The organism is Pseudomonas sp. MF09150 (assembly GCF_059862355.1).
In genome coordinates this window covers 707,647-730,025 of sequence record NZ_JCBCUS010000002.1, presented here as the reverse complement: position 1 = coordinate 730,025, position 22,379 = coordinate 707,647, and the positions used below count along the sequence as shown (strand labels likewise).

At 63.7% G+C, this 22,379-nt stretch carries 16 protein-coding genes, 2 rRNA genes and 1 pseudogene; 11 read left to right on the top strand and 8 right to left on the bottom strand.

The annotated features are described in order from the left end of the window. Positions 1-2: 2 nt before the first annotated feature. Together rrf (AC19YX_RS12805) and rrf (AC19YX_RS12800) are read left to right on the top strand one after the other, a co-directional pair. A 5S ribosomal RNA gene (gene rrf / locus AC19YX_RS12805) occupies positions 3-118 on the top strand. A gap of 109 nt (positions 119-227) precedes the next feature. After that, positions 228-343, top strand: a 5S ribosomal RNA gene (rrf, locus tag AC19YX_RS12800). Between the two features lie 191 nt (positions 344-534). Here the strand turns inward: rrf (AC19YX_RS12800) and AC19YX_RS12795 are convergent. From AC19YX_RS12795 to AC19YX_RS12780, 4 genes are all read right to left on the bottom strand, one after another. Beyond that, positions 535-1,710 (bottom strand): PepSY-associated TM helix domain-containing protein, encoded by a 1,176-nt coding sequence (locus AC19YX_RS12795; protein ID WP_500606375.1) that lies wholly within the window; start codon positions 1,708-1,710, stop codon positions 535-537. 72 nt (positions 1,711-1,782) lie between these two features. Next, the gene (locus AC19YX_RS12790) at positions 1,783-4,272 is read right to left on the bottom strand and encodes a TonB-dependent siderophore receptor (protein ID WP_500606374.1); all 2,490 of its coding nucleotides are present in this window, start codon (positions 4,270-4,272) and stop codon (positions 1,783-1,785) included. 100 nt (positions 4,273-4,372) lie between these two features. Then, the gene (locus AC19YX_RS12785) at positions 4,373-5,383 is read right to left on the bottom strand and encodes a FecR domain-containing protein (protein WP_421549376.1); all 1,011 of its coding nucleotides are present in this window, start codon (positions 5,381-5,383) and stop codon (positions 4,373-4,375) included. Positions 5,384-5,388: 5 nt separating this feature from the next. Next, positions 5,389-5,889, bottom strand: a complete 501-nt coding sequence (locus AC19YX_RS12780) for a sigma-70 family RNA polymerase sigma factor (RefSeq protein ID WP_500606373.1) — start codon at positions 5,887-5,889, stop codon at positions 5,389-5,391. Positions 5,890-6,201: 312 nt separating this feature from the next. Here AC19YX_RS12780 and AC19YX_RS12775 point away from each other — a divergent pair. Together AC19YX_RS12775 and AC19YX_RS12770 are read left to right on the top strand one after the other, a co-directional pair. Then, positions 6,202-7,227: pseudogene (locus AC19YX_RS12775) on the top strand (HAMP domain-containing protein); the annotation flags it as partial. A gap of 69 nt (positions 7,228-7,296) precedes the next feature. Next, the gene (locus tag AC19YX_RS12770; protein WP_371106565.1) at positions 7,297-8,082 is read left to right on the top strand and encodes a methyl-accepting chemotaxis protein; all 786 of its coding nucleotides are present in this window, start codon (positions 7,297-7,299) and stop codon (positions 8,080-8,082) included. Positions 8,083-8,154: 72 nt separating this feature from the next. On the opposite strand, the gene AC19YX_RS12765 is transcribed toward AC19YX_RS12770, so the two are convergent. Both AC19YX_RS12765 and AC19YX_RS12760 read right to left on the bottom strand, forming a co-directional pair. Further along, on the bottom strand, positions 8,155-8,949 hold the full coding sequence (locus AC19YX_RS12765; protein WP_500606372.1) for a thioesterase II family protein: 795 nt from the start codon (positions 8,947-8,949) through the stop codon (positions 8,155-8,157). A gap of 110 nt (positions 8,950-9,059) precedes the next feature. Then, the gene (locus AC19YX_RS12760; RefSeq protein ID WP_078469161.1) at positions 9,060-9,749 is read right to left on the bottom strand and encodes a GntR family transcriptional regulator; all 690 of its coding nucleotides are present in this window, start codon (positions 9,747-9,749) and stop codon (positions 9,060-9,062) included. Positions 9,750-10,046: 297 nt separating this feature from the next. Between AC19YX_RS12760 and AC19YX_RS12755 the strand changes: the two genes are divergently transcribed. The 7 genes from AC19YX_RS12755 to AC19YX_RS12725 all read left to right on the top strand — a co-directional run bounded on the left by AC19YX_RS12755 (position 10,047) and on the right by AC19YX_RS12725 (position 19,313). Further along, a complete protein-coding gene (locus tag AC19YX_RS12755; protein ID WP_500606371.1) occupies positions 10,047-10,967 on the top strand; it encodes a LysR family transcriptional regulator in 921 nt (306 codons plus the stop codon). Positions 10,968-11,092: 125 nt separating this feature from the next. Further along, on the top strand, positions 11,093-12,637 hold the full coding sequence (locus AC19YX_RS12750; protein ID WP_078469163.1) for an MFS transporter: 1,545 nt from the start codon (positions 11,093-11,095) through the stop codon (positions 12,635-12,637). A 25-nt stretch (positions 12,638-12,662) separates the two neighbouring features. Next, a complete protein-coding gene (locus AC19YX_RS12745) occupies positions 12,663-13,721 on the top strand; it encodes an HlyD family secretion protein (protein ID WP_078469164.1) in 1,059 nt (352 codons plus the stop codon). Beyond that, positions 13,718-15,217: an efflux transporter outer membrane subunit gene (locus AC19YX_RS12740; protein WP_500606370.1), complete on the top strand. Its 1,500-nt coding sequence runs from the start codon at positions 13,718-13,720 to the stop codon at positions 15,215-15,217. Before AC19YX_RS12745 ends, AC19YX_RS12740 begins: the two co-directional genes overlap by 4 nt. A 71-nt stretch (positions 15,218-15,288) precedes the next feature. Next, positions 15,289-15,798, top strand: coding sequence for a sigma-70 family RNA polymerase sigma factor (locus AC19YX_RS12735; protein WP_020300726.1), 510 nt, complete (start codon positions 15,289-15,291; stop codon positions 15,796-15,798). Continuing rightward, a complete protein-coding gene (locus tag AC19YX_RS12730; protein ID WP_500606369.1) occupies positions 15,795-16,748 on the top strand; it encodes a FecR domain-containing protein in 954 nt (317 codons plus the stop codon). The genes AC19YX_RS12735 and AC19YX_RS12730 overlap by 4 nt, the downstream gene beginning before the upstream one ends. Before the next feature lie 102 nt (positions 16,749-16,850). After that, the gene (locus AC19YX_RS12725) at positions 16,851-19,313 is read left to right on the top strand and encodes a TonB-dependent siderophore receptor (RefSeq protein ID WP_500606368.1); all 2,463 of its coding nucleotides are present in this window, start codon (positions 16,851-16,853) and stop codon (positions 19,311-19,313) included. A 9-nt stretch (positions 19,314-19,322) separates the two neighbouring features. Here the strand turns inward: AC19YX_RS12725 and AC19YX_RS12720 are convergent, their stop codons facing one another. Next, positions 19,323-20,036: a DUF3142 domain-containing protein gene (locus AC19YX_RS12720; RefSeq protein WP_500606367.1), complete on the bottom strand. Its 714-nt coding sequence runs from the start codon at positions 20,034-20,036 to the stop codon at positions 19,323-19,325. Between the two features lie 3 nt (positions 20,037-20,039). Then, positions 20,040-22,205: a PA5441 family protein gene (locus AC19YX_RS12715; protein ID WP_500606366.1), complete on the bottom strand. Its 2,166-nt coding sequence runs from the start codon at positions 22,203-22,205 to the stop codon at positions 20,040-20,042. Between the last annotated feature and the right edge of the window lie 174 nt (positions 22,206-22,379).

Genomic DNA, 22,379 nt, shown 5'->3' with positions numbered 1-22,379 from the left:
TTCTTGACGACCATAGAGCATTGGAACCACCTGATCCCATCCCGAACTCAGCAGTGAAACGATGCATCGCCGATGGTAGTGTGGGGTTTCCCCATGTGAGAGTAGGTCATCGTCAAGATTAAATTCCGAAACCCCTGATTGCTAACGCAATCAGGGGTTTTGTTTATGTAGAAGTCCATGATTTTCACCGGCACGTTGCTAGCGCAACGGACTGGTACACAGAATTTCTTGACGACCATAGAGCATTGGAACCACCTGATCCCATCCCGAACTCAGCAGTGAAACGATGCATCGCCGATGGTAGTGTGGGGTTTCCCCATGTGAGAGTAGGTCATCGTCAAGATTGAATTCCGAAACCCCTGTCTGCTCACGCAGACAGGGGTTTTGTTTTTGTGCGAGATAAAGCCTGAGGCGCGATTGAGCACGTGGCCCATGGCGAGCAAAGCCTTACTTCAGGATCACTAGTAGCGTCTATCGAAGCCGCTTGTAGCCAGCTTCGACACAGGCTCAACCCGTATTGGACAGCTCGCTAGCTCAACCCCTACGAGCCCTGGCGCTTCTGCGTGCAAGCAGCTTGCGCCACCAGATGTAGACACCCGTCACCGACAGCCCGGCAATCAATACGCCCAATACGGCAATCAGGATCTGCCCGGTCAACCCGATGATGCGCCCGCCGTGAATCGGCAGTTGCAGCCGATAAAAGCGCTCGCCGAGGGTGCCTTGGCCGGCGATTTCCTGGCCCAGCAAGCGCCCGTCTGTACCGTGGAAGAACAGCCAGGATTTACCATGGGCCTCGGTATCGTGCTGACCGAAACCGGCCCCGTAGAAGTTGTACTCGAAGCTGTAATACAGCTCACCGATCGCGGCTTTCAAACCCAGGCGCCGGCCTTCTTCCAGGGCGCGCTCATAGGCTTGTTGATAGCTGATTTGGGTCACCCCCAGCTCCGTCGCCGGCAGCCGCCCACGGGCCTCATACACGCTGGGTTCAACCGTGGAAAACAGTGACACCGCAGGCTTGAACACCTGACTGGGCAGGTTCATGGCCACGCTGCTGATGGCGATCGGCACCAGCAGCAGCCACAACCACAGGCCCCCGGCGCGATGCAGGTCATAGTTGAGCCGGTAGGCATGCCCGCCCTTGATCTTCCAGGCCGTCGACCACTTGCGCCAGAACGGCCGTCCGCGCGGCAAGGTCAGCAGCAGGGCCACCAGGCAATCGATGACCCAGGCGCAAGCCACCAGCCCCATCAGCCATAACCCCCAATTGCCCGGCAGGGCGAGGGTGTAGTGAAACTCCAGGAGGAACGGGATTAAGTTTTCCCGTTGCAGACAACACGCGCCCCATTCCCGGTGGCCTTGTTGCTCGCCGCTCACCGGGTCGAGGTAAAACACCTGATTGCTTTCGGCAAAGGGTTTGCCGGTGGCCGGATCGGTCCGGGGCACGGCGGCGAGCAATGCGGTATGCCCGCTTTCACTCGGGTACTCCATGTACCAGACCTGCAGCCGAGGATGTTGTGCCTGCAATCGGTCGACCAAGGCACCCGGTGGCAGCGCCTGGCCTTGGCTCGGGGTGGTGTAGAAGGTCGGGTTGAGCCATTCATCAAGTTCATGATGAAACGCCAGAATGCTCCCCGTGAGCCCGGCCAGCAGCAGGAACAGGGCAGTGGCCAGGCCAATGTAGCGATGCAGTAGAACCAGAAGTGCGCGCATGGAATTTTCCCGTAGAGACGACAAAGCCAGCGCCTGGTTTCGGGCGCTGGCTTTGGGGGGAACCGACAATGATTAGAACTGGTAGCTCAGGGTCGCCGCGACGTTGCGTTCTTCACCCATGTAGCAATAGCCCAGGCTGGCACAGGAGGCGATGTAGCTCTCGTTGGTCAGGTTGTTGGCATTCAGGCGCACGTCCAGGCCCTTGAGCCCGACCTTGCCCAGGTCGTAACCGACCGATGCGTCGAACAAGGTGTAGGCCGGCACCTTCATGGTGTTTTCCGCATCAGCCCAGCTGTACCCCACATAACGCACACCGCCGCCCAGGCGCAGGCCATCGAGGGCCCCCTGGCGGAAGTTGTAGTCGGCCCACAGCGACGCCATCTGGCGCGGGGCCTGAGTGGGCGAGTTGCCTTTGTTGTCGAGGGTGCTGCCTCTCAAGGCGCTCGGCATCGTCTTGGAATATTCGATATCGGTCAGGGTGTAACTGCCGAGCACTTTCAGGTTGTCGCTCAGTTGCATATGGGCTTCGAGCTCCAGGCCTTGGGATCGGACTTGGCCAACAGGGCGGAAGAAGTCCTCCTGAGGCTGTTTCGACGCGAGATTTTCCTGCTCGATGCGAAACACCGATGCCGTGAACAGGTTCTCGGTGCCTGGCGGCTGGTACTTGATACCCGCTTCCCACTGGGTGCCCTCGGTCGGCGCCAGAGGTTTGCCAGCCTGGTCGGTCACCGAGTTCGGATTGAAGGACTCGGAGTAGCTGATGTAGGGCGCGATGCCGTTTTCAAACAGGTACAGCACACCCGCACGACTGGTGAGTTTGCTCGGCGTGTCGGTGGACTTCGGCCCTTCGTTGATGCGGTCTTCACTGGAGGTCTTGACCCAGTCCTGGCGCACCCCGAGGGAGAAGCGCCATTGATCCAGCTCGATCAGGTCCTGCATGTACAACCCGGTTTGCTGCAGGCGGCGCAGGTAGCTGGTGGGCGGGTCGTATTGCACGCTGGTGTTGCCGTACTGCGGGTTGAAGGCGTTGAGGCTCGAAGCACTGCCGGTACGCCAGTCGACCACGGTTTTGCGTCGTTGGTAGTCCACGCCCAGCAGCATTGTGTGCTTGGCCGCGCCGGTAAGGAATTCGGCCTGGAGCATGTTATCGACGATGAACGAATGCAGTTTTTCATCGGCGCCGGAATAGTAGCGGTTCAGCTCGTTTCCGCTGGGGCCGCCCCAGGTGCCCAGGGAATAGATCTGATCGGATTTGACCGTCGAATCCAGGTAACGGAAGTTCTGCCGCGCGGTCAGGACATCGTTGAACCGGTGTTCGAACTGGTAACCGAACGATTGCTGATCACGGCTGTAACGATCGAGCCCCGGCTCGCCGTCGAAGAAGTGTTCGGAGATCCGCTGCCCGTTGTGCGGGTGCAAGGCACCATCCGCCGGGACCCCGCCGTGATAACCGCCATCGGGGTCATGTTGCAGATAGGCTTGCAGGGTCAGCGAGGTGTCTTCGCTGAAGTCGATGCTCAGGGTCGGGGCCAGGGCGTAGCGTTTTTCTTTGACGTGGTCGAACTGGGTGTCGGATTTGTCCGCAAGGCCTGTCAGGCGATAGGCAATGCGCTTGTCGTCATCCACCGGGCCACTGAAGTCGAAACCCACGCCGCGCTGGCCCTGGGTGCCTACCGTGGCTTGTACCTGATGGTAGGGCTCGTACAGCGGTCGCTTGCTGGTCAGCGCCACCAGGCCACCCGGCGAGCTGCGGCCGTAGAGCACCGAGGACGGGCCCTTGAGAATGTCCACTCGCTCAAGGAAGTACGGATCGACCTGCATGGTGCTGTAGGTCCCGCTGTCGCCCATGGACTTGAGGCCATCGAGGTAGATGTTATCCACCGAACCGTCGTTGAAGCCGCGCATGGCCACGTAGTCGAAGCGGTGTGTGGCGCCGTAGGGGTTGGTCAGTACGCCGGGGGTATAGCGCATGGTCTGGGCCACGGTTTGTGAGCCCTGGTCGTCCATCTGCTCGCGGGTCACTACCGAGACACTCTGCGAGGTCTCAAGCAGGGCGGTGCTGGTCTTGGTCGCGACCTGGCTGTGGGTGGCGTTGTAGCCTTCCATGCTGCCCAGGGCATTGCCCAGGGCGAAGCCCTTGATGTCGGTGGTCGGCAACGACAAGGCGCCGGTTTCAGGTGGCTCGCGCAGGATGTAGCTGCTGCCATCCTGGCTGACGGCCTCCAGCCCCGAGCCATTGAGCACCTGCTGCAGGCCTTGGTCCGCCGAGTACTGGCCCTGCAACCCCGGCGACTGCCGACCCTGGGTTTGCGCCGGGGTGGTGGACAAGGTGATGCCGGCCTGACGGGCGAACTGATTGAGTACGTCGCTCAAAGCGCCTGGGGCGATGTTGTAGCTTTGGCTGCTGAGGGCAGCATCAGCCGCGTGGCCCACGACCGGTAGCGCGCCCAGGCCCAGGGCCGAGCACAAGAGTGCGGCGCGGATGGCGTGGCGCAGTGCCTTGGGGGGAGTTGCAGTTCGCAAGTGTCCGAGATGGCAGTCAGGGGTGGCGCGGGCAGTCATGATGGTTTCCGTTGAAGTCGGTGAAGGCAGATTGAAGTGCTTACTGACTAAGCCGGACTTGCGGATAAAACCCGCCAAAAAAAATGCACGGTCTGATCGATCAGACCGCTCGCTCCAGGTTCACCCACCAGCGGGTGCGATAGCGCAGGCGCACCGGCAGGGTTTGCGGCAGGATCGCCAGCAACTTGTCGGTGTCTTGCAGGCGGAAGACCCCGGACAGGCGCAAGTCGGCAATCTCGCTCGAACAGCCCAGGTAGCCATGGCGATAACGTGCGACTTCCTGCAGGAAATCCCCCAGGCGCATATTACGCGTCACGATCAGCCCCTCGGCCCAGGCCCCCACATCCATATCCAGCGCCGGTGCCTGTTGCGCCTGGGAATGGCTGATGAGGTAGCTCTGCCCGGCCTGGACCATGGCCGGCAGGCCGCCGGCGGTGGTCGGCGTATGGATGGCGACGTGGCCGGCGGTCACGCTCAACCGGGTGCAGTTGCCCTCCAGGCGGACGATGAAGCGCGCATCTATCCCTTCGAATTGCCCATGACGGCTTTGCACCATCAGCGGGCGCGGATTGGCCACCTGCGAATCGGCGCCACAGGTGACCATGATCTCGCCGCGGGCAAGGCTGATCAGGCGCCGCTGCGGGCTGAAGTCGAGGTCGGCCGCACTGTCGGTGTTGAGCTCCAGGCGCGTGCCGTCAGGCAGCTGGAAACTGCGTCGCTCGCCGGTGGCCGTGGCGAAGTCGGCCGTCCACTGTTGCCAGCCCACCAGGTCCTTGCCGAGCCAGGCCGCCGTGCCCATCAGCATGGCGCCACTGAGCAGCTTCAACGCCTGGCGTCGACCCAGGCGCTGGCTGCTGTTTTCCAGGGTCTGCAGCGCCACCTGGGCGCCGGGTACGGCTTGCAGGTTGGCGCTGAGCTCCTGCTGCAGCGACTGCACCCGCTGCCAGGCCTGCTCGTGTTCGTGATGCGCCGCCCGCCACACCTCGCACTGCTGTTGCAGCTTGGTGTTGCCGGCATTGTTGCGCAGCCGCAGCAGCCAATTGATGGCCTGCCTGACCACCAGTTGATCGGGGTGTTTGTTCAAGCGCGGGGTGATCGAGGCAGTGTCCATGGTGCTCAAGGCTCGTAGCGCAGCAGGTAGCAGTGATAGAGCGCATCGGCGACATAGCGTTCGACCGTGCGCACAGAAATATCCATCTGTTGCGCGATCTGTTTGTGGGTCAGGCCTTCACACTGGGCCAGCAGAAATGCCTTGCGCACTTTGGGCTTCAGCCCTTCAAGCATGCGCGCGATGCTTTCCAGCAGCTCCAGCACCAGCGCCCGCGATTCAGCGCTAGGGGTCTGGGCTTCAGGCAGGCGGGCAATGGTTTCTAAGTAGGCGCGTTCGATTTCTTCGCGACGCCAGTGATCGATCACCAGGCCACGGGCGATGGTGCGCAAAAAGGCCCGGGGTGCCTTGAGCTCCAGGCGTTCGCCGCGCTGCAACAGGCGCACGAAGGTGTCCTGGGCCAGGTCCGCGGCATCGGCGGCATTGCCCAGGCGGCTGCGCAACCAGCTGTTGAGCCAGCCGTGGTGATGGCGGTAAAGCGTCTGTACGGCGAACGGCGATGATGACATTGAGGTACTGCCTGCATGTCACAAATGATAATCGGTCGCATTGTCTTTCATGGTCTGGCGATTTGGCAATATCGGCTCGACCAACCGGCATCGAAAAATATCGAGCAAAGGCTCTAAAGCGCCGTTCGGCGGGTTTCTGCTGGAACTAACGTGCATTTTCGATAAATCGCTAAGGGTTCTCGGATTGATGCCGACAGACTGGTGAGAAATGCGTGCACCAAAGTAGAGCGATCACAGAACATTGCCTGCGCTGTTAAATGGAATGTTGCATTCCGGACGCATCCCCCCTTTCGGCATAAGAAGTCCCATGACATGAATCTAAAGTTCAGCCATAAAATCCTTTTGGCCGCCTCTGGCGTAGTGGTTCTGGCTTTTGCGTTGTTCACTTTGTACAACGACTATCTGCAGCGAAATACCATCCGGCAAAACCTCGAGTCCTCGATCGAGCAAGCGGGCGAGTTGACCTCCAGCAGCGTGCAGAACTGGATGAGCGGGCGGATCCTGGTCCTGGAGAACCTGGCGCAGAACGTCGCTCACCAAGGCAGCAACGCAGACTTTCCGGGGCTGGTCGACCAGCCTGCCTTCACCTCCAACTTCCAGTTCACCTACGTTGGCCAGGCCAATGGCATCTTCACCCAGCGTCCCGACGCGAAGATGCCCGATGGCTACGACCCGCGTCAGCGCCCCTGGTACAAACAGGCGGTCGCGGCGGATAAAACCATGTTGACCCCGCCTTACATGGCGGCAGTGGGCGGCCTGGTGGTGACCATCGCCATGCCGGTCAAGAAGCAGGGTGAGTTGCTCGGTGTGGTTGGTGGCGACCTGAGCCTGGAAACCCTGGTCAAGATCATCAACTCGGTGGACTTCGGTGGCCTGGGCCACGCGTTCCTGGTCAGCGCCGACGGTCAGGTGATCGTCAGCCCGGACAAAGACCAGGTGATGAAGAACCTCAAGGACATCTACCCGGGCTCCAACGTACGCATCGAAAAAGGCAACCAGGAAGTGGTGCTGAACAAGCAGGATCGGATCCTCTCGTTCACCCCGGTGACCGGGCTGCCTAATGCCGATTGGTATATCGGTCTGTCCCTCGACAAAGAAAAAGCCTACGCACCCCTGAGCCAGTTCCGTACTTCGGCCTTGATCGCGATGTTTGTCGCGGTGGGCGCAATTGCCATTTTCCTGAGCCTGCTGATCCAGGTCCTGATGCGTCCGCTGACCACCATGGGCCGCGCCATGCAGGATATCGCCCAGGGCGAGGGCGACCTGACCCGGCGCCTGGTGTCGGTGACCAAGGATGAGTTCGGCGAATTGGCCGGGGCGTTCAACCAGTTCGTGGAGCGGATTCACGCGTCGATTTCCGAAGTGTCCTCGGCCACCCGCCAGGTGCATGACTTGTCCCAGCGCGTGATGGCGTCGTCCAACGCCTCGATCATCGGCTCCGACGAGCAGAGCGCCCGCACCAACAGCGTGGCGGCAGCGATCAACGAGTTGGGCGCGGCGACCCAGGAAATTGCGCGCAACGCGGCCGATGCCTCGCAACACGCCAGCGGTGCCAGCGAGCAGGCTGATGACGGGCGTCAGGTGGTGGAGAAAACCATCCTGGCCATGACCGAGCTGTCGCAGAAGATCAGCCTGTCCTGCACCCAGATCGAGACCCTGAATGCCAGCACCGACAACATCGGGCACATTCTGGATGTGATCAAGGGCATCTCCCAGCAGACCAACCTGTTGGCGCTCAACGCTGCCATCGAAGCGGCCCGTGCCGGTGAAGCCGGTCGCGGTTTTGCGGTGGTTGCCGATGAAGTGCGCAACCTGGCGCACCGGACCCAGGAATCGGCCGAGGAGATCCACAAGATGATCACCTCGCTGCAAGTGGGTTCGCGCGAGGCGGTCTCGACCATGAACGCCAGCCAGGTTTCCAGCGAAGAAAGCGTTGAAGTGGCGAACCAGGCGGGTGCCCGTCTGGTCAGCGTGACTCAGCGTATCGGTGAAATCGACGGCATGAACCAGTCGGTGGCCGCTGCGACCGAAGAGCAGACCGCCGTGGTTGAAACCCTCAACGTCGACATCAACCAGATCAATCTGCTGAACCAGCAGGGTGTGGCCAACCTCAACGAAACCCTGAAGGATTGCGATGCCCTGTCGCAGCAGGCCAGCCGTTTGAAACAGTTGGTGGACAGCTTCAAGATCTGATCGCGGCACCCCGGTGCCACGCTAAGGCCCGCTTTTGCAGTGATGCAGAGCGGGCTTTTTTCTGCCTGCAAACTAGTGCATCAGCGCCGAGCGGCGCAGAGGTTGTGCCGATTGCGGGCTCAGCAGCCCAAGGTGGGTGTTGATCACTTGCAGCAGGCGCTGGCGTTGCGACTTGATGAAGAAGTGATTGCCGGCCACTTCGATCAACTCGAATTCGCGGCGCGTGAATTCGCGCCAGTTCACCATGCGACTGGCCGGGGTCAGCAGGTCTTCGCTGCCGTACAGGGCCGTGAGGGGCACTTCGAGGCTGCCGCTGGAGGTGTCGAACCAGGTTTCGAAGAGTTTCAGGTCATTGCGCAGCAGGGCCTCATACAGCTGCTGGTCGGCTGCGCCGCGGGGTATTTCGATAGGGGTGGCGCCCAGGGTCAGCATCGCTTCGCGAAACGCCGGAGTCGGCAGCGAATGCAGCAATGGCCGGCCGGCGGGGCTGTCGGGGCTGCGGCAACCGGAAACGAACAGATGCTGGGTCTGGCCCGGGAAATGGGCCTGGGCGTACTTGGCCGTTTCGTAGGCCAGCAGCCCGCCGAGGCCATGACCGAACAATGCGTGAGGCTCACTGAGCAGCGGTTGCAGCGCCGCCAGTACCTCCTCGAGCAGCACCGGCCAGCTGGCGCAAGGTGCTTCGTCGCGGCGCACGCCGTGCCCGGCCAGGCGCACCACCACCAGTTCGATATGGTCGTCGAGTCCGGTGGACCAATTGCGCAGTTGTTCCGGTGCGGCGCCGGCCTGGGGAAAACAGATCAGGCGGATGCCGCTGGGTTGCCCGGAGTTGATCACCATCGTCCATTTCTTATTGTTGATATTCACAGCTCTTCCTTAAGCCTGAGTGACGGTTTTCCGTGAGTGCACCTGAGAAGCGCCGGGGTTCGCCCTGTCGATCCTGAAGGGCGCGCCGGGTGCGCGGTGTCGGGGTGGGCTCATGCCTCCCGTTGTTGCAGGTAATTCCTGATCGTGGTGGCGCCGCTTTCCAGGTGCCGTTCGAGGATGCCCAGTGCGCGCTCGATGTCTTTATCGCTCGCGGCATCGACCAATGCCCGGTGGTCATCCTGGGTGAGGGTGCCAAGGCCCATGGAGGATAGGTGAAAGCGCAGGAAGCGCTCTTCTTCATTGAGTTCGAGTTCGATCAGGTTCAGCAGCTTGCGGTTGGGCGCCTTGTGATAGAGCGCCATGTGGAACAAGCGGTTGAGCCGGCCGAGTTCGGCGTGATCGGTCTGGGTTTCCAGGGCCTCGATGTAGCTGCGTGCCAGGGCAATGTCCTGGGGCTCCAGCAACGGGATCGACAGGCGCAGGGCTTCTTTTTCCAGCAGCAGGCGCAGGGCGTAGGTGTCGACGGCGTCATAGTCGATCAGCGCGGCCACCACCGCACCCTTGTGCGGCACCACCTTGAGCAGCGATTGCGCTTCAAGCTGGCGCAAGGCCTCGCGCACGGGCATGCGGCTGACCCCGAACAGGTCCGCCAGATCCTGCTGGCGCAACGCTGCACCGCTGGGCAGGCGTCCATCGAGGATCGCCGCGCGCAGGGTTTCTTCGATCACTGAGCGCGCCAGATGGGCAGGTATGGGCCCGCTGACTTCGATCTTGCTCAGGATGCCGGGTTTTTTCGTCACGTTTGGGTGTCTCTACTTCTATAAATTGGATCCAATGCACACTAGGTAGTGTTGCAAGGCTTGTCAAAGCATCGGCGCCGCAAGGAGCGAGCGGCGCGCGGCGCGGGATTCTCCTTTGAAGCGGCGGTGATGCTCAAGCACCGGGGTGAAAACAGTCCGTGGATAGGCTCAAGTTTAGCGTTTGCTGCACACCATGCCGCGGGCAATGCTGCTGGCCTTGATCTTGCGCATTGCCGCTGTGGGCAAGGCTGCTAGGATTGCGCGGCAATCATTTCACCTCAGCCATGAGTGCTCAGCATGCAACTTCCGGATATGAACCTGCTGGTGGCCCTCGATGCCTTGCTCGACGAAGGCAGCGTGGTCGGTGCCGCACGCCGCATGAACCTCAGCCCGGCAGCGATGAGCCGGACCCTGACCCGGATCCGCGAGGCCCTCGGCGACCCGATCCTGGTCCGCGCCGGCCGCGGCCTGGTGCCCACGCCCAAGGCCCTGGAGTTGCGCGCTCAGGTGCGGGACCTGGTGGAGCAGGCCTCGCTGGTGTTTCGCTCCGGGGACCAGGTTGACCTCAATACCCTGCAGCGGCGCTTCAATGTGCGCGCCAATGACTTTTTTGTCGGGGTGTATGGCGGTCGGTTGATCGACACCCTGGAGCGCCAGGCGCCCCTGTGCGAGCTGCGCTTTGTGCCGGAAGGCGATGGCGACGACGAAGCCCTGCGCGAGGGGCGGATCGATCTGCGCATCAGCAACACGCGGCCGCTGACCCCGGAGGTCAAGGTGCAGAACCTGTTCTCCACCACCTTTGTCGGGCTGGTGCGCGAGGGGCATCCCTTGTTCGACGAAGAGATCACCGCCGAGCGCTTCGCCGCCTTTCCCCATATCAGCATGTCCCGCCGCGGTTTTGCCCGGGGGCCGATCGACACGGCCCTCAGCGCCCTGGGCCTGGAACGCCGGGTGCCGCTGATTGCGCCGAGCTTTCATGCGGCGATGTTTGTCCTGCCCGATTCGGACCTGATCCTGCCGGTGCCCAAGGAAACCCTGCTTAGCGTGAAACGCCTGGGGTTGCGCCTGCGTTCGTTTGCGCTGCCGATTCCGTTGCCGACCCTGGTCCTGACCCAGGCCTGGCACCCGCGCTATGACAAGGACCCGGCCCATAAATGGTTCCGCGAAACCCTGAAGGCGTCCTGCAGCGACACATGGCTGGCGGCGCAGCCGAGCTGACAGGGCACGTCTGATGCCTAGATAGTTGCGTCTGGTGCACTTATAAGCTGTCGATAAGTCAGTTTTCGTCAGTAGTCGGGCTGCCTAAACTGCTCCGGTATTTCCTGTCCGGAGTTGTACCTTTCATGAGTTCCCTCGCTGTTGCCGCGCCTGCGGGCGTGCCAGCCACCAGCAAGCCGGCAGTTGTTGCCCCGCCCGTGTTCGGCCCGCGGATCATTATCGGCCTGGTGGGTGTGTTGCTGGCGGTGCTGGTCTCGGGCCTCAACGAGATGGTGACCAAGATCGCCCTGGCCGATATCCGTGGCGCGCTGTACATCGGCTACGACGAAGGCACCTGGCTGGTGGCCAGTTACACCGCGACTTCGGTGGCGGCCATGGCCTTCGCGCCCTGGTGTTCGGTGACGTTTTCCCTGCGGCGCTTCACCCTCGGCGCCATCGCGCTGTTCACGGTGCTGGGCGTGCTCTGCCCGTTCGCCCCCAACTACCCCAGCCTGTTGCTGCTGCGCACCGTGCAGGGTCTGGCCGGCGGCGCGCTGCCGCCGATGCTGATGACCGTTGCCCTGCGGTTCCTGCCGCCCAACGTCAAGCTGTACGGCCTGGCCGGCTATGCCCTGACCGCCACCTTCGGCCCGAGCCTGGGCACGCCGCTGGCAGCGCTGTGGACCGAGTATGTCGGCTGGCAGTGGGCGTTCTGGCAAGTGGTGCTGCCGTGTGTGGTGGCCATGGCGGCGGTGGCCTACGGACTGCCCCAGGACCCGCTGCGCCTGGAGCGCTGCAAGCAGTTCAACTGGCGTGGCCTGCTACTGGGGTTCCCGGCGATCTGCATGCTGGTGATCGGCATCCTGCAAGGCAACCGTCTGGACTGGTTCGCCTCGCCGCTGATCACTCTGTTGCTGGGGGGGGGCCTGCTGTTGCTGGTGCTGTTTCTGATCAACGAATGGTCGCAGCCGATCCCGTTCTTCAAGTTGCAGATGCTGGGCATCCGCAACCTGTCGTTTGCCCTGCTGACCCTGGCTGGGGTGCTGGTGGTGCTGACGGCGGTGATCATCATCCCCTCCAGCTACCTGGCCCAGGTCCAGGGTTACCGCCCGCTGCAAACCGCGCCGGTGATGCTGGTCATGGCCTTGCCGCAGTTGCTTGCCCTGCCGCTGGTGGCGGCCCTGTGCAACCTGCGCCGGGTCGATTGCCGCTGGGTGCTGGGGATTGGCCTGGGGATGCTGGTCCTGTCGTGCCTGGGCGGGACGCAGCTGACCTCGGTGTGGAACCGCGACAATTTCTACTTGCTGCAACTGCTGCAGATTTTCGGCCAGCCGATGGCGGTGCTGCCGTTGCTGATGCTGGCCACCGGCAGTATCCAGCCTGTCGAGGGGCCTTTTGCCTCGGCCTGGTTCAACACCGTGAAGGGCTTGTCGGCGGTGATCGCCACCGGCGTGCTGGACGTCCTGACCACCCACCGCCTGCATTTTCACTCGACCATGCTGGTGGACAGCCTGGGCAATTCGCCCCTGGTCGACAGCGGCGTCGCCGGTCTGGCCCAGCGCCTGCACCAGCAGGCCGTGGTGCTGACCTCGATCGATCTTTATTACTGCATGGCAGGGCTGGCCGCGGCGCTGATCCTGCTGATTTTCTGGCTGCCGACGCGGGTCTACCCGCCGCGCGCGCCCACTTGAACGCTCAACGAGACAGAAGGTTTTTATGACGATTCATATCAAGCACAAAGTTGCCGTCAGCGTGACCGCGGTCGCGGTGCTCGGCGCATTGATCTACCTGGTCACCGGCAAGGCGACCGAGCAGACCACCAACGACGCCTACATCGCCGCCGACTACACCCTGGTGGCGCCCAGGGTCGCGGGGTTTATCAAAGAGGTGCTGGTGGAGGACAACCAGCAGGTCAAGGCCGGGCAGTTGCTGGCGCTGATCGATGACCGTGACCTGCGGGCCGCCGCCCAGGCCGCCGATGCCGACACCCTGATGGCCAAGGCGCAATTGCAAAACGCCCGGGCGACCCTGGAGCGCCAGAGTTCAGTGATCGCCCAGGCCCAGGCCACGCTGGTGGCGGCGCGGGCGGAAATGGCCTTCGCCGAGCATGAACTGGCGCGCTACAACCACCTGGCCGGTGTCGGTGCCGGCACGGTACAGAATGCCCAGCAAGCCAGGACCCGCATCGATCAGGCCAGTGCCCGGCAGGCGAATGCCGCGGCGGTGCTGGCGGCCGAGCGCAAGCAGGTGGAGATCCTCACGGCCCAGTGCGATGCGGCCGAAGGCGGCTTGAAACGGGCCCAGGCGGCGCTGGAAATGGCCAGCTACGAGCTGTCGTACACGCGCATCGTCGCCCCGGTGGACGGCATGGTCGGTGAGCGCGCGGTGCGGGTCGGGGCCTATGTCACCCCGGGCAGCAAGATCCTCGCCGTGGTGCCCCTGGAACGGGCCTATGTGCTGGGCAACTTCCAGGAGACTCAACTGACTGACGTCAAGCCCGGGCAAGAGGTGCAGGTGCGCGTCGACAGCCTCGGCGGCGAAGCCCTGTATGGCCGGGTCGAGAGCATTGCCCCGGCGACCGGCGTGACCTTTGCCTCGGTCAAGCCGGATAACGCCACCGGCAACTTCACCAAGGTGGTGCAGCGCATCCCGGTCAAAATCGTCCTCGACCCGGGCCAGGCCCTGGCCGAGCGCCTGCGGGTGGGGATGTCGGTGGAAGCCAGCATCGACACCCTGGGCAATGGCACCCGGGTGCGCGAGGTGACGCAGCGATGATGGGCCATTCCCCAAACCGCGATTCAGGCCAGGGCCATCGCATCAAGGCCGGCGTTCGCTCGGTGTGGGCGCTGAGCCTGCTGTCGTTGGCCGCCTGCAGTGTCGGCCCGGACTTCCAGCCGCCCCAGGCGCAGCAGGTCAGTGCCTGGTCCGTGCCGGACAAAGCCGCCGCCAGCCAGGCGGTCAGCCGCGACATGGATGAGCGCTGGTGGGACGTGTTCCACGACCCGCAGCTCTCGGCCCTGAGCCATCGCGTGCTGAGCGACAACCTCGACCTGCAACTGGCCACCAGCCGCCTGGCGCAGAGCCGCGCAGCGCGCCAGGTGATCGGCGCCGATCACTATCCAACCACCGCCGCGACCGGCAGCTACGGGCGCAAGCGCAACAGCGCCGAAGGCTTGAACGATCCGTCGGGGAACAGCGGCAAGTCCGCATTCAACCTGTGGGACGCCGGCTTCTCGGCGTCCTGGGAACTGGACCTGTGGGGTCGCGTACGGCGCGAAACCGAAGCCGCCGACGCCACCCTGGAGGTCGCGGAAAACGATCGGCGCGGGGTATTGCTGTCGGTGCTGTCCGAGACCGCCCAGGACTACATCCAGCTGCGCGGGGTGCAGAGTACCCGGGCCGTGACCGAGCAGAACCTGGAGGTGGCGCGGCACAGCCTGCAACTCTCGCGACTGCGCCTGGCCGATGGCGTGGCCACCGACCTGGACGTTGCCGAAGCCGCGGCCCAGGTGGCAACCATCGAAGCCCGGCTGCCGGCCCTGGAGCAACAGCAGGCGCAGTTGATCAACGCCCTGAGCCTGCTGCTCGGTGAGCCGCCCCAGGCCCTGCACGCCGAACTGGCGGCCGACGCCCCGGTGCCGCAAACCCCGCGTCAGGTGGCGATCGGCTTGCCGTCGCAACTGGCGCAACGGCGCCCGGATATCCGCCAGGCCCAGGCCCGGCTGCATGCCGCCACCGCCAGCATTGGCGTGGCCGAGGGCGATTTCTACCCGCGCATCACGCTGTCGGGCAACCTCGGTTCGCAAGCCATGCAGCTTTCGGATTTCGGCTCCTGGGGTTCACGCCAGTTCGGCATCGGTCCGCAGTTCAGCCTGCCGCTGTTCGACGGCGGGCGCCTGCGCGGCATGCTCCATCTGCGCGAGGCGCAACAGCAGGAAGCGGCCCTGGCTTACCAGCAGACCGTGCTCCGTGCCTGGCATGAAATCGATGATCAACTGACCCGCTACAACGCCAGCCAGCTGCGCCGCGACAGCCTGGCCGAGGCCGTGCACCAGAACCAGATCGCCCTGCGCACCGCGCAGCAGCAATACGTTGAAGGGGTGGTGGATTTCGTCAACGTGCTGACCGTGCAAGGCGCGTTGTTGACCACGCAAGAACAGTGGGTCGAAAGCTCGGCCGGCGTGTCGCTGGCCATGGTTGGCCTGTACAAGGCCCTGGGCGGCGGCTGGGAATCGGTGTATCCGCTGACGGACGCGCAAGCCTCCCGCTGAAGACGGGCTTTGCCTGGAGATATAAAAAAGTGTAATGATAATTGCTCTCAATCACGTGTGCGGTTCCTTTCATGGAAGCAACGACTGACGGCAAAGAGCAGGTTCATCGCCTTTACCGCGATCATCACGGCTGGCTGCAAGGCTGGCTGCGCAAGCGCCTGGGGGATCGTGAGCACGCGGCGGACGTGGCGCAGGACACCTTTCTGCGGTTGCTGGTCTCGGGGCGGTTTCCCGGGCCACTGGAAAGCCGCAGTTACCTGGCGCAGATTGCCCGCAACCTGGTGATCGACCAGTGGCGCCGCTTGCGCATCGAGCGCGCCTACCTGGAAAGCATCGCCCACCTGCCCGAGCCGGAGTCGCCGTCGCTGGAGACCCGCGCGCTGATTCTCGAAACCCTGATGCAGATCGACGCCATGCTTGATCGCATGCCGGAAAAAGTCCGCCAGGCCTTTGTCCTCTCGCAGTTCGAAGGCCTGAGCTACGCCTGCATCGCCGAGCGCCTGGAGGTGTCGGTCAGTTCGGTGCAGAAGTACATGATCCGCGCCATCCAGGCCTGCTATCAGGTCATCTACGAAGAATGAAACGCCACGACGCGCCGATTGCCCCGTCCATCGTCGAGCAGGCCAGCGAATGGCTGATGCTGCATTGGGGCGGGGAGATGGATCCGACCCAGCGCCAGGCTTTCGCCCGCTGGCAAACCGCCGATCCCGAGCACCAGCGTGCCTGGCAGCGCCTGCAGCAGTTGCAGCAGACCCTGGGTGCAGTGCCCGCCGAAAGCGCCCGCGCGGTGCTGCGCGATGTGCCGGATGCGCAACGACGTTCGGCGCTCAAGCTGCTGGGTCTGTTGCTGGTGGCCGGTGGCAGTGGCTACCTGGTGCAGGGCAGCCAGCCCTGGCGCAGCGCTTTCGCCGAGCAGCGCACCGCCACCGGCGAGATTCGCCACCTGACCCTCAGCGACGGCACGCGCCTGGACCTCAACAGCAACAGCGCCGTCGACTTGCGCTACAGCGCGCAGGAGCGGCGCATCCGCCTGATCAGCGGCGAGATCCAGCTGAGCAGCGGCCACGATGCCTCGCGGCCATTGATTGTCGAAACCGATGCCGGCGACATCCAGGCCCTGGGTACGCGCTTTACCGTGCGCGATGTCGACAACGGGACCCGGGTCGGGCTGTTCGAAGGCGCGCTGCGCATCAGCCCGCGCAACGCCCAGCCCGTGCACCTGGAGGCCGGCAACAGCCTGTGGTTCAGCGCCCGGCAGGTCGCGGCCAATCAGCCGTTGGACCTGAATGCCAGCAGCTGGAGCCAGGGCCGGCTGATTGCCGAGCGCCAGCCGTTGGGGCAGTTCATCGCCGAACTGTCGCGCTATCGCCCGGGCGTATTGCGCTGTGACGAGGAGGTGGCGCACCTGTTGCTGACCGGGGTATTTCCGCTCAATGACAGCGACGCGATCCTTGCCGCCCTGGAGCGCTCGCTGCCGGTGCGGGCCCAGGCCGTGACCCGTTACTGGGTCACGCTCAAGGCCCGGGTGTGACCCCCGCAAAAAAATAACTGCAGGCCCCTTGTCGATTTTGTCGTCTGGTCCGGGATAGCTGTTGAAAGCCGATCAAGACGCATTCTCATGGGGAGTTCCGGAATGCCTTACCAACCGTCACCGTCCACCCAAACCCTGAGCGCCGCCGTGCGCCATGGCCTGTTCGCCGGCCTGCTGGCGGTCGCGCCGCTGGTGCCCTGTGTGGCCCAGGCCGCCGAGGCCAGCCAGAGCGAGTCGCGCCAGTACAACATCGCCGCCGGCAGCCTCGACCAGGCCCTCAATCAATTTGCCAGTGCGGCCGGGATCCTGTTGTCGGTGGATGCGCAAATGACCCAGGGCAAGCGCAGCGCCGGCCTGCAAGGGCGCTATGACGTGGCCCAGGGCCTGCAACGCCTGCTGTTGGGCAGCGGCTTGCAGGCCCTGCAAGCGGGTGGTGGCTGGATGTTGCAACCGGCCCCGGCGGACGGTCCGCTGCAACTGGGCGCGACCCAGGTCAGCGCCCCTCAGGCCGAGGAAAGCGCCTGGGGCCCGGTGCAGGGCATCGTCGCCAAGCGCAGTGCCACCGGCAGCAAGACCGACTCGGCGCTGGTGGAGATCCCGCAGACGATCAACGTGGTCACTGCCACCGAGATCAAGGCCCGTGGCGCGCAAACGGTGACTGAAGCCTTGCGCTACACCCCGGGCATGACCGGCGGTGGCTTCGCCGACCGGGTGAAGATTTTCGATGAGCCGACCTCGCGCGGCTTCACGCCGACCCCGCTGTACCTGGACGGCCTGCACCTGCCCTATGGCGGCGGCAGCACTGGTGGCGCATTGCAGATCGAGCCCTATTCCCTGGAGCGCATCGAAGTGCTCAAGGGCCCGGCCTCGGTGCTGTACGGGCAGAACCAGCCCGGTGGCATCGTCAACATGGTCAGCAAGCGCCCCACAGCCGCGCCCCTGCATCAGGTGGTGCTCGAAGGTGGCAGCGATGACCACAAAAGCCTTGGCCTGGACCTGGGCGGCCCCCTGGACGAACAGGGGCAGTTCCTCTATCGCCTGACGGTCCTGGCCAATGACAGTGGCTCGCCGATCGATTACGTCGAGCAGAAACGCCAGTTCATCGCGCCCAGCCTGACCTGGCGTCCCAACGAAGACACCAGCCTGACCCTGTTCGCCCAATACCAGAAAGACAACGACGTGCCCGAGGCCCAGGGTTTGCCGCGCATCGGCACCCTGGTGCCCACGGTCAACGGCAAGATCAGCCGCGACCTGTTCCTCGGCGAGCCGGGAGTCAACGCCTACGACCGTGATCAGTTCGTCCTCGGCTATGAACTGTCCCATCGCCTGAACGAGGTCTGGACCCTCAAGCAGAACGTGCGCTACGCCGATGTCGACGACCATTACCGCGCGCCGCTGCACGGCTACAGCTTTGTCGCCAACCCGCTGACCGGGGCCAATGACCAGCGCTACATGACCCGCTTCGGTGTCGACTGGAAGCAGCACAACAAGGTGGTAGGGGTGGATAACATCGCCCAGGCCGAATTCGACACCGGGGCGTTCAAGCACACCCTGATCGTGGGCCTGGATTACTACCACTCCAACAGCCAGTTCGCCGGCAAGTACGACCGCACCAACCCGATCATCGATCTGTACAACCCGACCTACGGCACGCCGATCAATTTCAACGGGCTGTATCGCTGGGACAACACCGTGACCCAGACCGGCCTGTATGTGCAGGACCAGATCAAGCTCGACCAGTGGGTGCTGGTGCTCGGCGGCCGCTATGACTGGGCCGAGACCAACAACAAAGTGGTGCTGACCAAGCAGAACAGCGGCAGCAAGGACCAGGCGTTCTCCGGCCGTGCGGGGCTGGTCTACCTGTTCGATAACGGCCTGGCGCCGTTTGTCAGCTATTCCGAGTCGTTCATGCCGTTGAGCGGCACTGCCGAGGGCGGTAGCCCGTTCGAACCGTCCACCGGCAAGCAGTATGAAGTGGGCCTCAAGTACCAGCCGCCGGGGCAGGAAAGTTTCGTCCAGCTCTCGGTCTACCACCTGGACCAGGAGAACGTGCTCAACTCCATTCCCGCTAGCACGTTCAGTGACCAGAGCGGAGCGGTGCGCTCCCGTGGGATCGAGCTGGAGGCCAAGGCGGCCCTCAGCGAATCCCTGGACGTGATCGCTTCGGTGTCGCGCAACGACATCAAGTACACCAAGGACGATTCCGGCCGCGAAGGTCGGCACCCGGCCGGCAGCCCGCCGCTGACCGCCTCGGCCTGGGCCAACTACACCCTGCTCGGGGATACGCCGCTGGCCGGCCTGGGCGCCGGGTTGGGGGTGCGCTACGTGAAGGGCAATTACGGCGATGATTACGCCGGTGCGTTCCAGATCCCGTCCTACACCGTACTGGATGCGGCGCTGACCTATGACCTGAACCGCTCGCCGTTCAAGCTCAAGGGCGTGAAGCTGGCGCTGAATGTGAAGAACCTCGAAGACAAGACCTACGTCGACCTGTGCCGGACCGAGCTGGACTGCTATTACGGCGAAGGGCGCACGGTGGTCTCGAGCCTGACTTACGACTGGTAAAAAACAGCCCTAGTTCTGCAAAAACACCACATAGCCCCTGAACCAGGGGCTATCGCGCAGGTAAGCGGGTTCGGTCCAGGCACCGCCCTGGATCAGCCCGACCTTGTACGGCAGCCCCAAGCGGTCCAGGCGCGGCAGGTAGGCGGCGTAGTTGGGGATGCTGTGGCGGCCCTGGTAGGTCTGCACCACCACCTCGTCGATCACCCCCTTGAGCTGGCCGATGGCTTGCGGGTCGGCGTTGCTGCCCCAATCCATCAGTCCGGTAATGCTCAGGCGGTACTGCCGTGGCAGGCGCTGGCGCAGGTCACGCAGGAAATCGGCGTACTCCTCCAGGTAACGGGTGCCGGCGTCGAAGTCGATCTGGATTCCGACCACCGGGTTGCCCGCCTGTTGCCAGCGTTGCACCTGCCCCAGCAATTGGGCGTAGATCGGCTCCGGCCAGCGCAGGGTATGGGCGCGGTACACCACCCACACTTCACCTTGAGTCAGGCGCGGCACCGAGACGCCCTGGGCGATCAGGCGCACGCCGCGTTCCGGCTGGCGGCGCGAGGTGCTGATCTGGCCCTGGAGGATGTACAGGCTCTTGGCCTGGGCCAGCACCGGCTGCGGCTTGACCCCGCTCCATAACCAGAACGCGTCATAGTCGCCGGCGTCGACCGCGGCCCAGGCCTGGCCGCTGATTAATACGCCCAGCAGCCATCCAGCGCGCAACAGAGCGTTCATGGGTTACCAGTAATACGGCAGGGATTTGCTCCACTGGGTATCGGCGTAGGTGCCCTTGATCTGGCGGAACCAGGCCTTGCGCACCGCCGGCTCGACATCGGTGCCGCCGCAGCTGTTGTTGCCCGAGGGCGCGTAGCACTTGATGGCGCGGAACAGCGCGTAGGCGCGATCGTCCTTGGGCGCGTGCTGGTTGTCGATCACCTGGCGATAGCCGTCATGGCGGGAAAACACCGCCGGCTTGGCGTCGATACCGCTTGAGCCCAACTCGCCCTTGTACGGCGCGGCATCGAGCGGCGAATGGTCGAGGCCGTTGCGCAGAATAAACTCGCCCAGGCAGTTCAGGCCCTTGGGCTGCTGGTTGTTGGCCTGCAACACGGCGGCGATCTCGGCGATGCTCGGGCAGCCGTAGCCGGACTCTCCCGGCTCGCCTTGCCAGTTGAACATCGCCAGTGGCTTGCCGCTGTCGTAGAAGTAGCCGATGCCGACCCCGAGCTTGTCGGGCGAAGGGCTGGCGGGCATGCGCTTGAAGTCTTCGGCAAAGGCTGCGTACTGGCCGCGCAACAGCTCTTTGTAGAGCAGCACGAACAGGGCGCTGTCGCGTTCGCCGGCGTCCACGCCCTGGGTCACCTGTTGGCGCAGCAGCGGTAGGTCGGCGCTCAGGCGTTGCAGGCGATAGCGCAGTTGCGGGGTCTTGATCGGCGAGTCGGCGGCAAAGACTTTGTCCAGACGCTGGCTGAACTCGTAGTTCCAGGCCAGGGCCAGCTCCACGTAGTCACGCTGCAAGGGTTGCTTGACCTTGCCCAGCAGCTCCAGCCACAGGGCTTCGGCCGCCTTCCAGTCCTGGGTCTTGTGCAGCGCCAGGCCGCGCAGCACCTGCTGGCTGAAGGCGAAGTAATCGAGTTGCGCGGGCACGCTGCCTGGCAGCAACGCCAGGGCCTGCTGCGGCTTGTCCTCAAGGTTCAGGTAGGCCGCCGCCTGCAGGTAGTCGAACAGGGCCGGCTGTTCGGCGAACACGGCCTTTTGCGCCTGGAGCTGCTTGAGGTTGAAGGTGCCCTGGTAGGCGCTGATGCGGCTCAGGTCCTCGACCGCCAGCAACTGCGGGGTGCGGATATCCGGGGCCTCGGTGCCGAGCAGCTTGTTGTCGGTCTCCTGAATCAGCTCCGGCAGGCTGATATTGCGTTGCGCAGGCGTGGCGTGCAGCAGTTGCCAGCTGTAGTCCTCGGCCAGCTTGCGGTCATCGCCGGACAGCCAGTGCACCCGGCGCAGCAGGCCCTTGGCCGACGCACTGAAGTGCCCCTGGGGGTAGGCCGCCAGGTAGCGTTCCAGGTTCTGCTCGGCCAATTGCAGGTTGGGCCGATCGACCTTGTTCAGGTCCGGCAGGCCCATGTCATCAAACGTGTCGGCTTGCGCGGCGTTCAGTGGGATGCGCGCGCTCATGTACAGCGCGGTTTCCTTGAGCCAGGGCTGGGGGCTGTCGGTCAGGCTGGCGAAACGCTGGGTCGCCTTGTCGAAGCGGCCGCTGTAGAACTCGGCGGCGCCCCGCAGGTAATTGGCGAAGGCCTTGCCGGTTGCAGAGAAGTGCTGATCTTCGATCAGGACCTCGGCATTCCCGGCCTCCCACTCACAGACTTGCAGCATCTGCATGCGCTCGCCCGCCAGGTCGCTGCGTTCCTGCGTCGACAGTTCCGGGGTGTCGAGCAACTGGCCGATAAAGGCGCTGGCGCTTTCCAGGTTGTTACTGCGGCAGCGGTTGCCTTCGCCCTCGATAAAGTGCGGACGCTGATCCAGGGTGGCCACTGCCGGCAACTCCAGTTGTGCCAGTTGCTGGTCGAGGCGCGCGACCACCGCATCCTGTGCGGCGGGCGTGGCGTTTTCCGGCTCCGGGTCCAGGCGCATCAGGTCGAACGGCACCGGGCCGTAGCCGGCTTGCAGGTCATTGTTGCTCAGGGCGACAGGGCTCAGGGGCAGGGTGCCTTGGTCGGACATCAGCAGGCGCAGGTTGGTCCGGCTGTCGTTGTTCGGGCTCAGGAACGGCACGCTGTTGCAGGCGCCGCTGCCTTGCGGGGTCCAGAGCACTTCGCATATGGATTCGTCGAAACTGGCATAGGCCGGGGTCGCGCAGACGGCGCCAAGCGCCAGTGACACAGATGACAGAAAACCGATACGCATGAATTGTCCCTAATCCCTAAAGCACGAAGTGCGGTGGTCCGATAGTGGCGCAAATCATACAGAAGCTCCCGGGACGTACCTACTGGCTGGCGTATTGATTCCAGCGAACCTTTTTCGGGTGAGCCGGTAACAGGCCCGGGCTAGAGCGGGCGGCGTGAAATGGCTGCGGAGGCT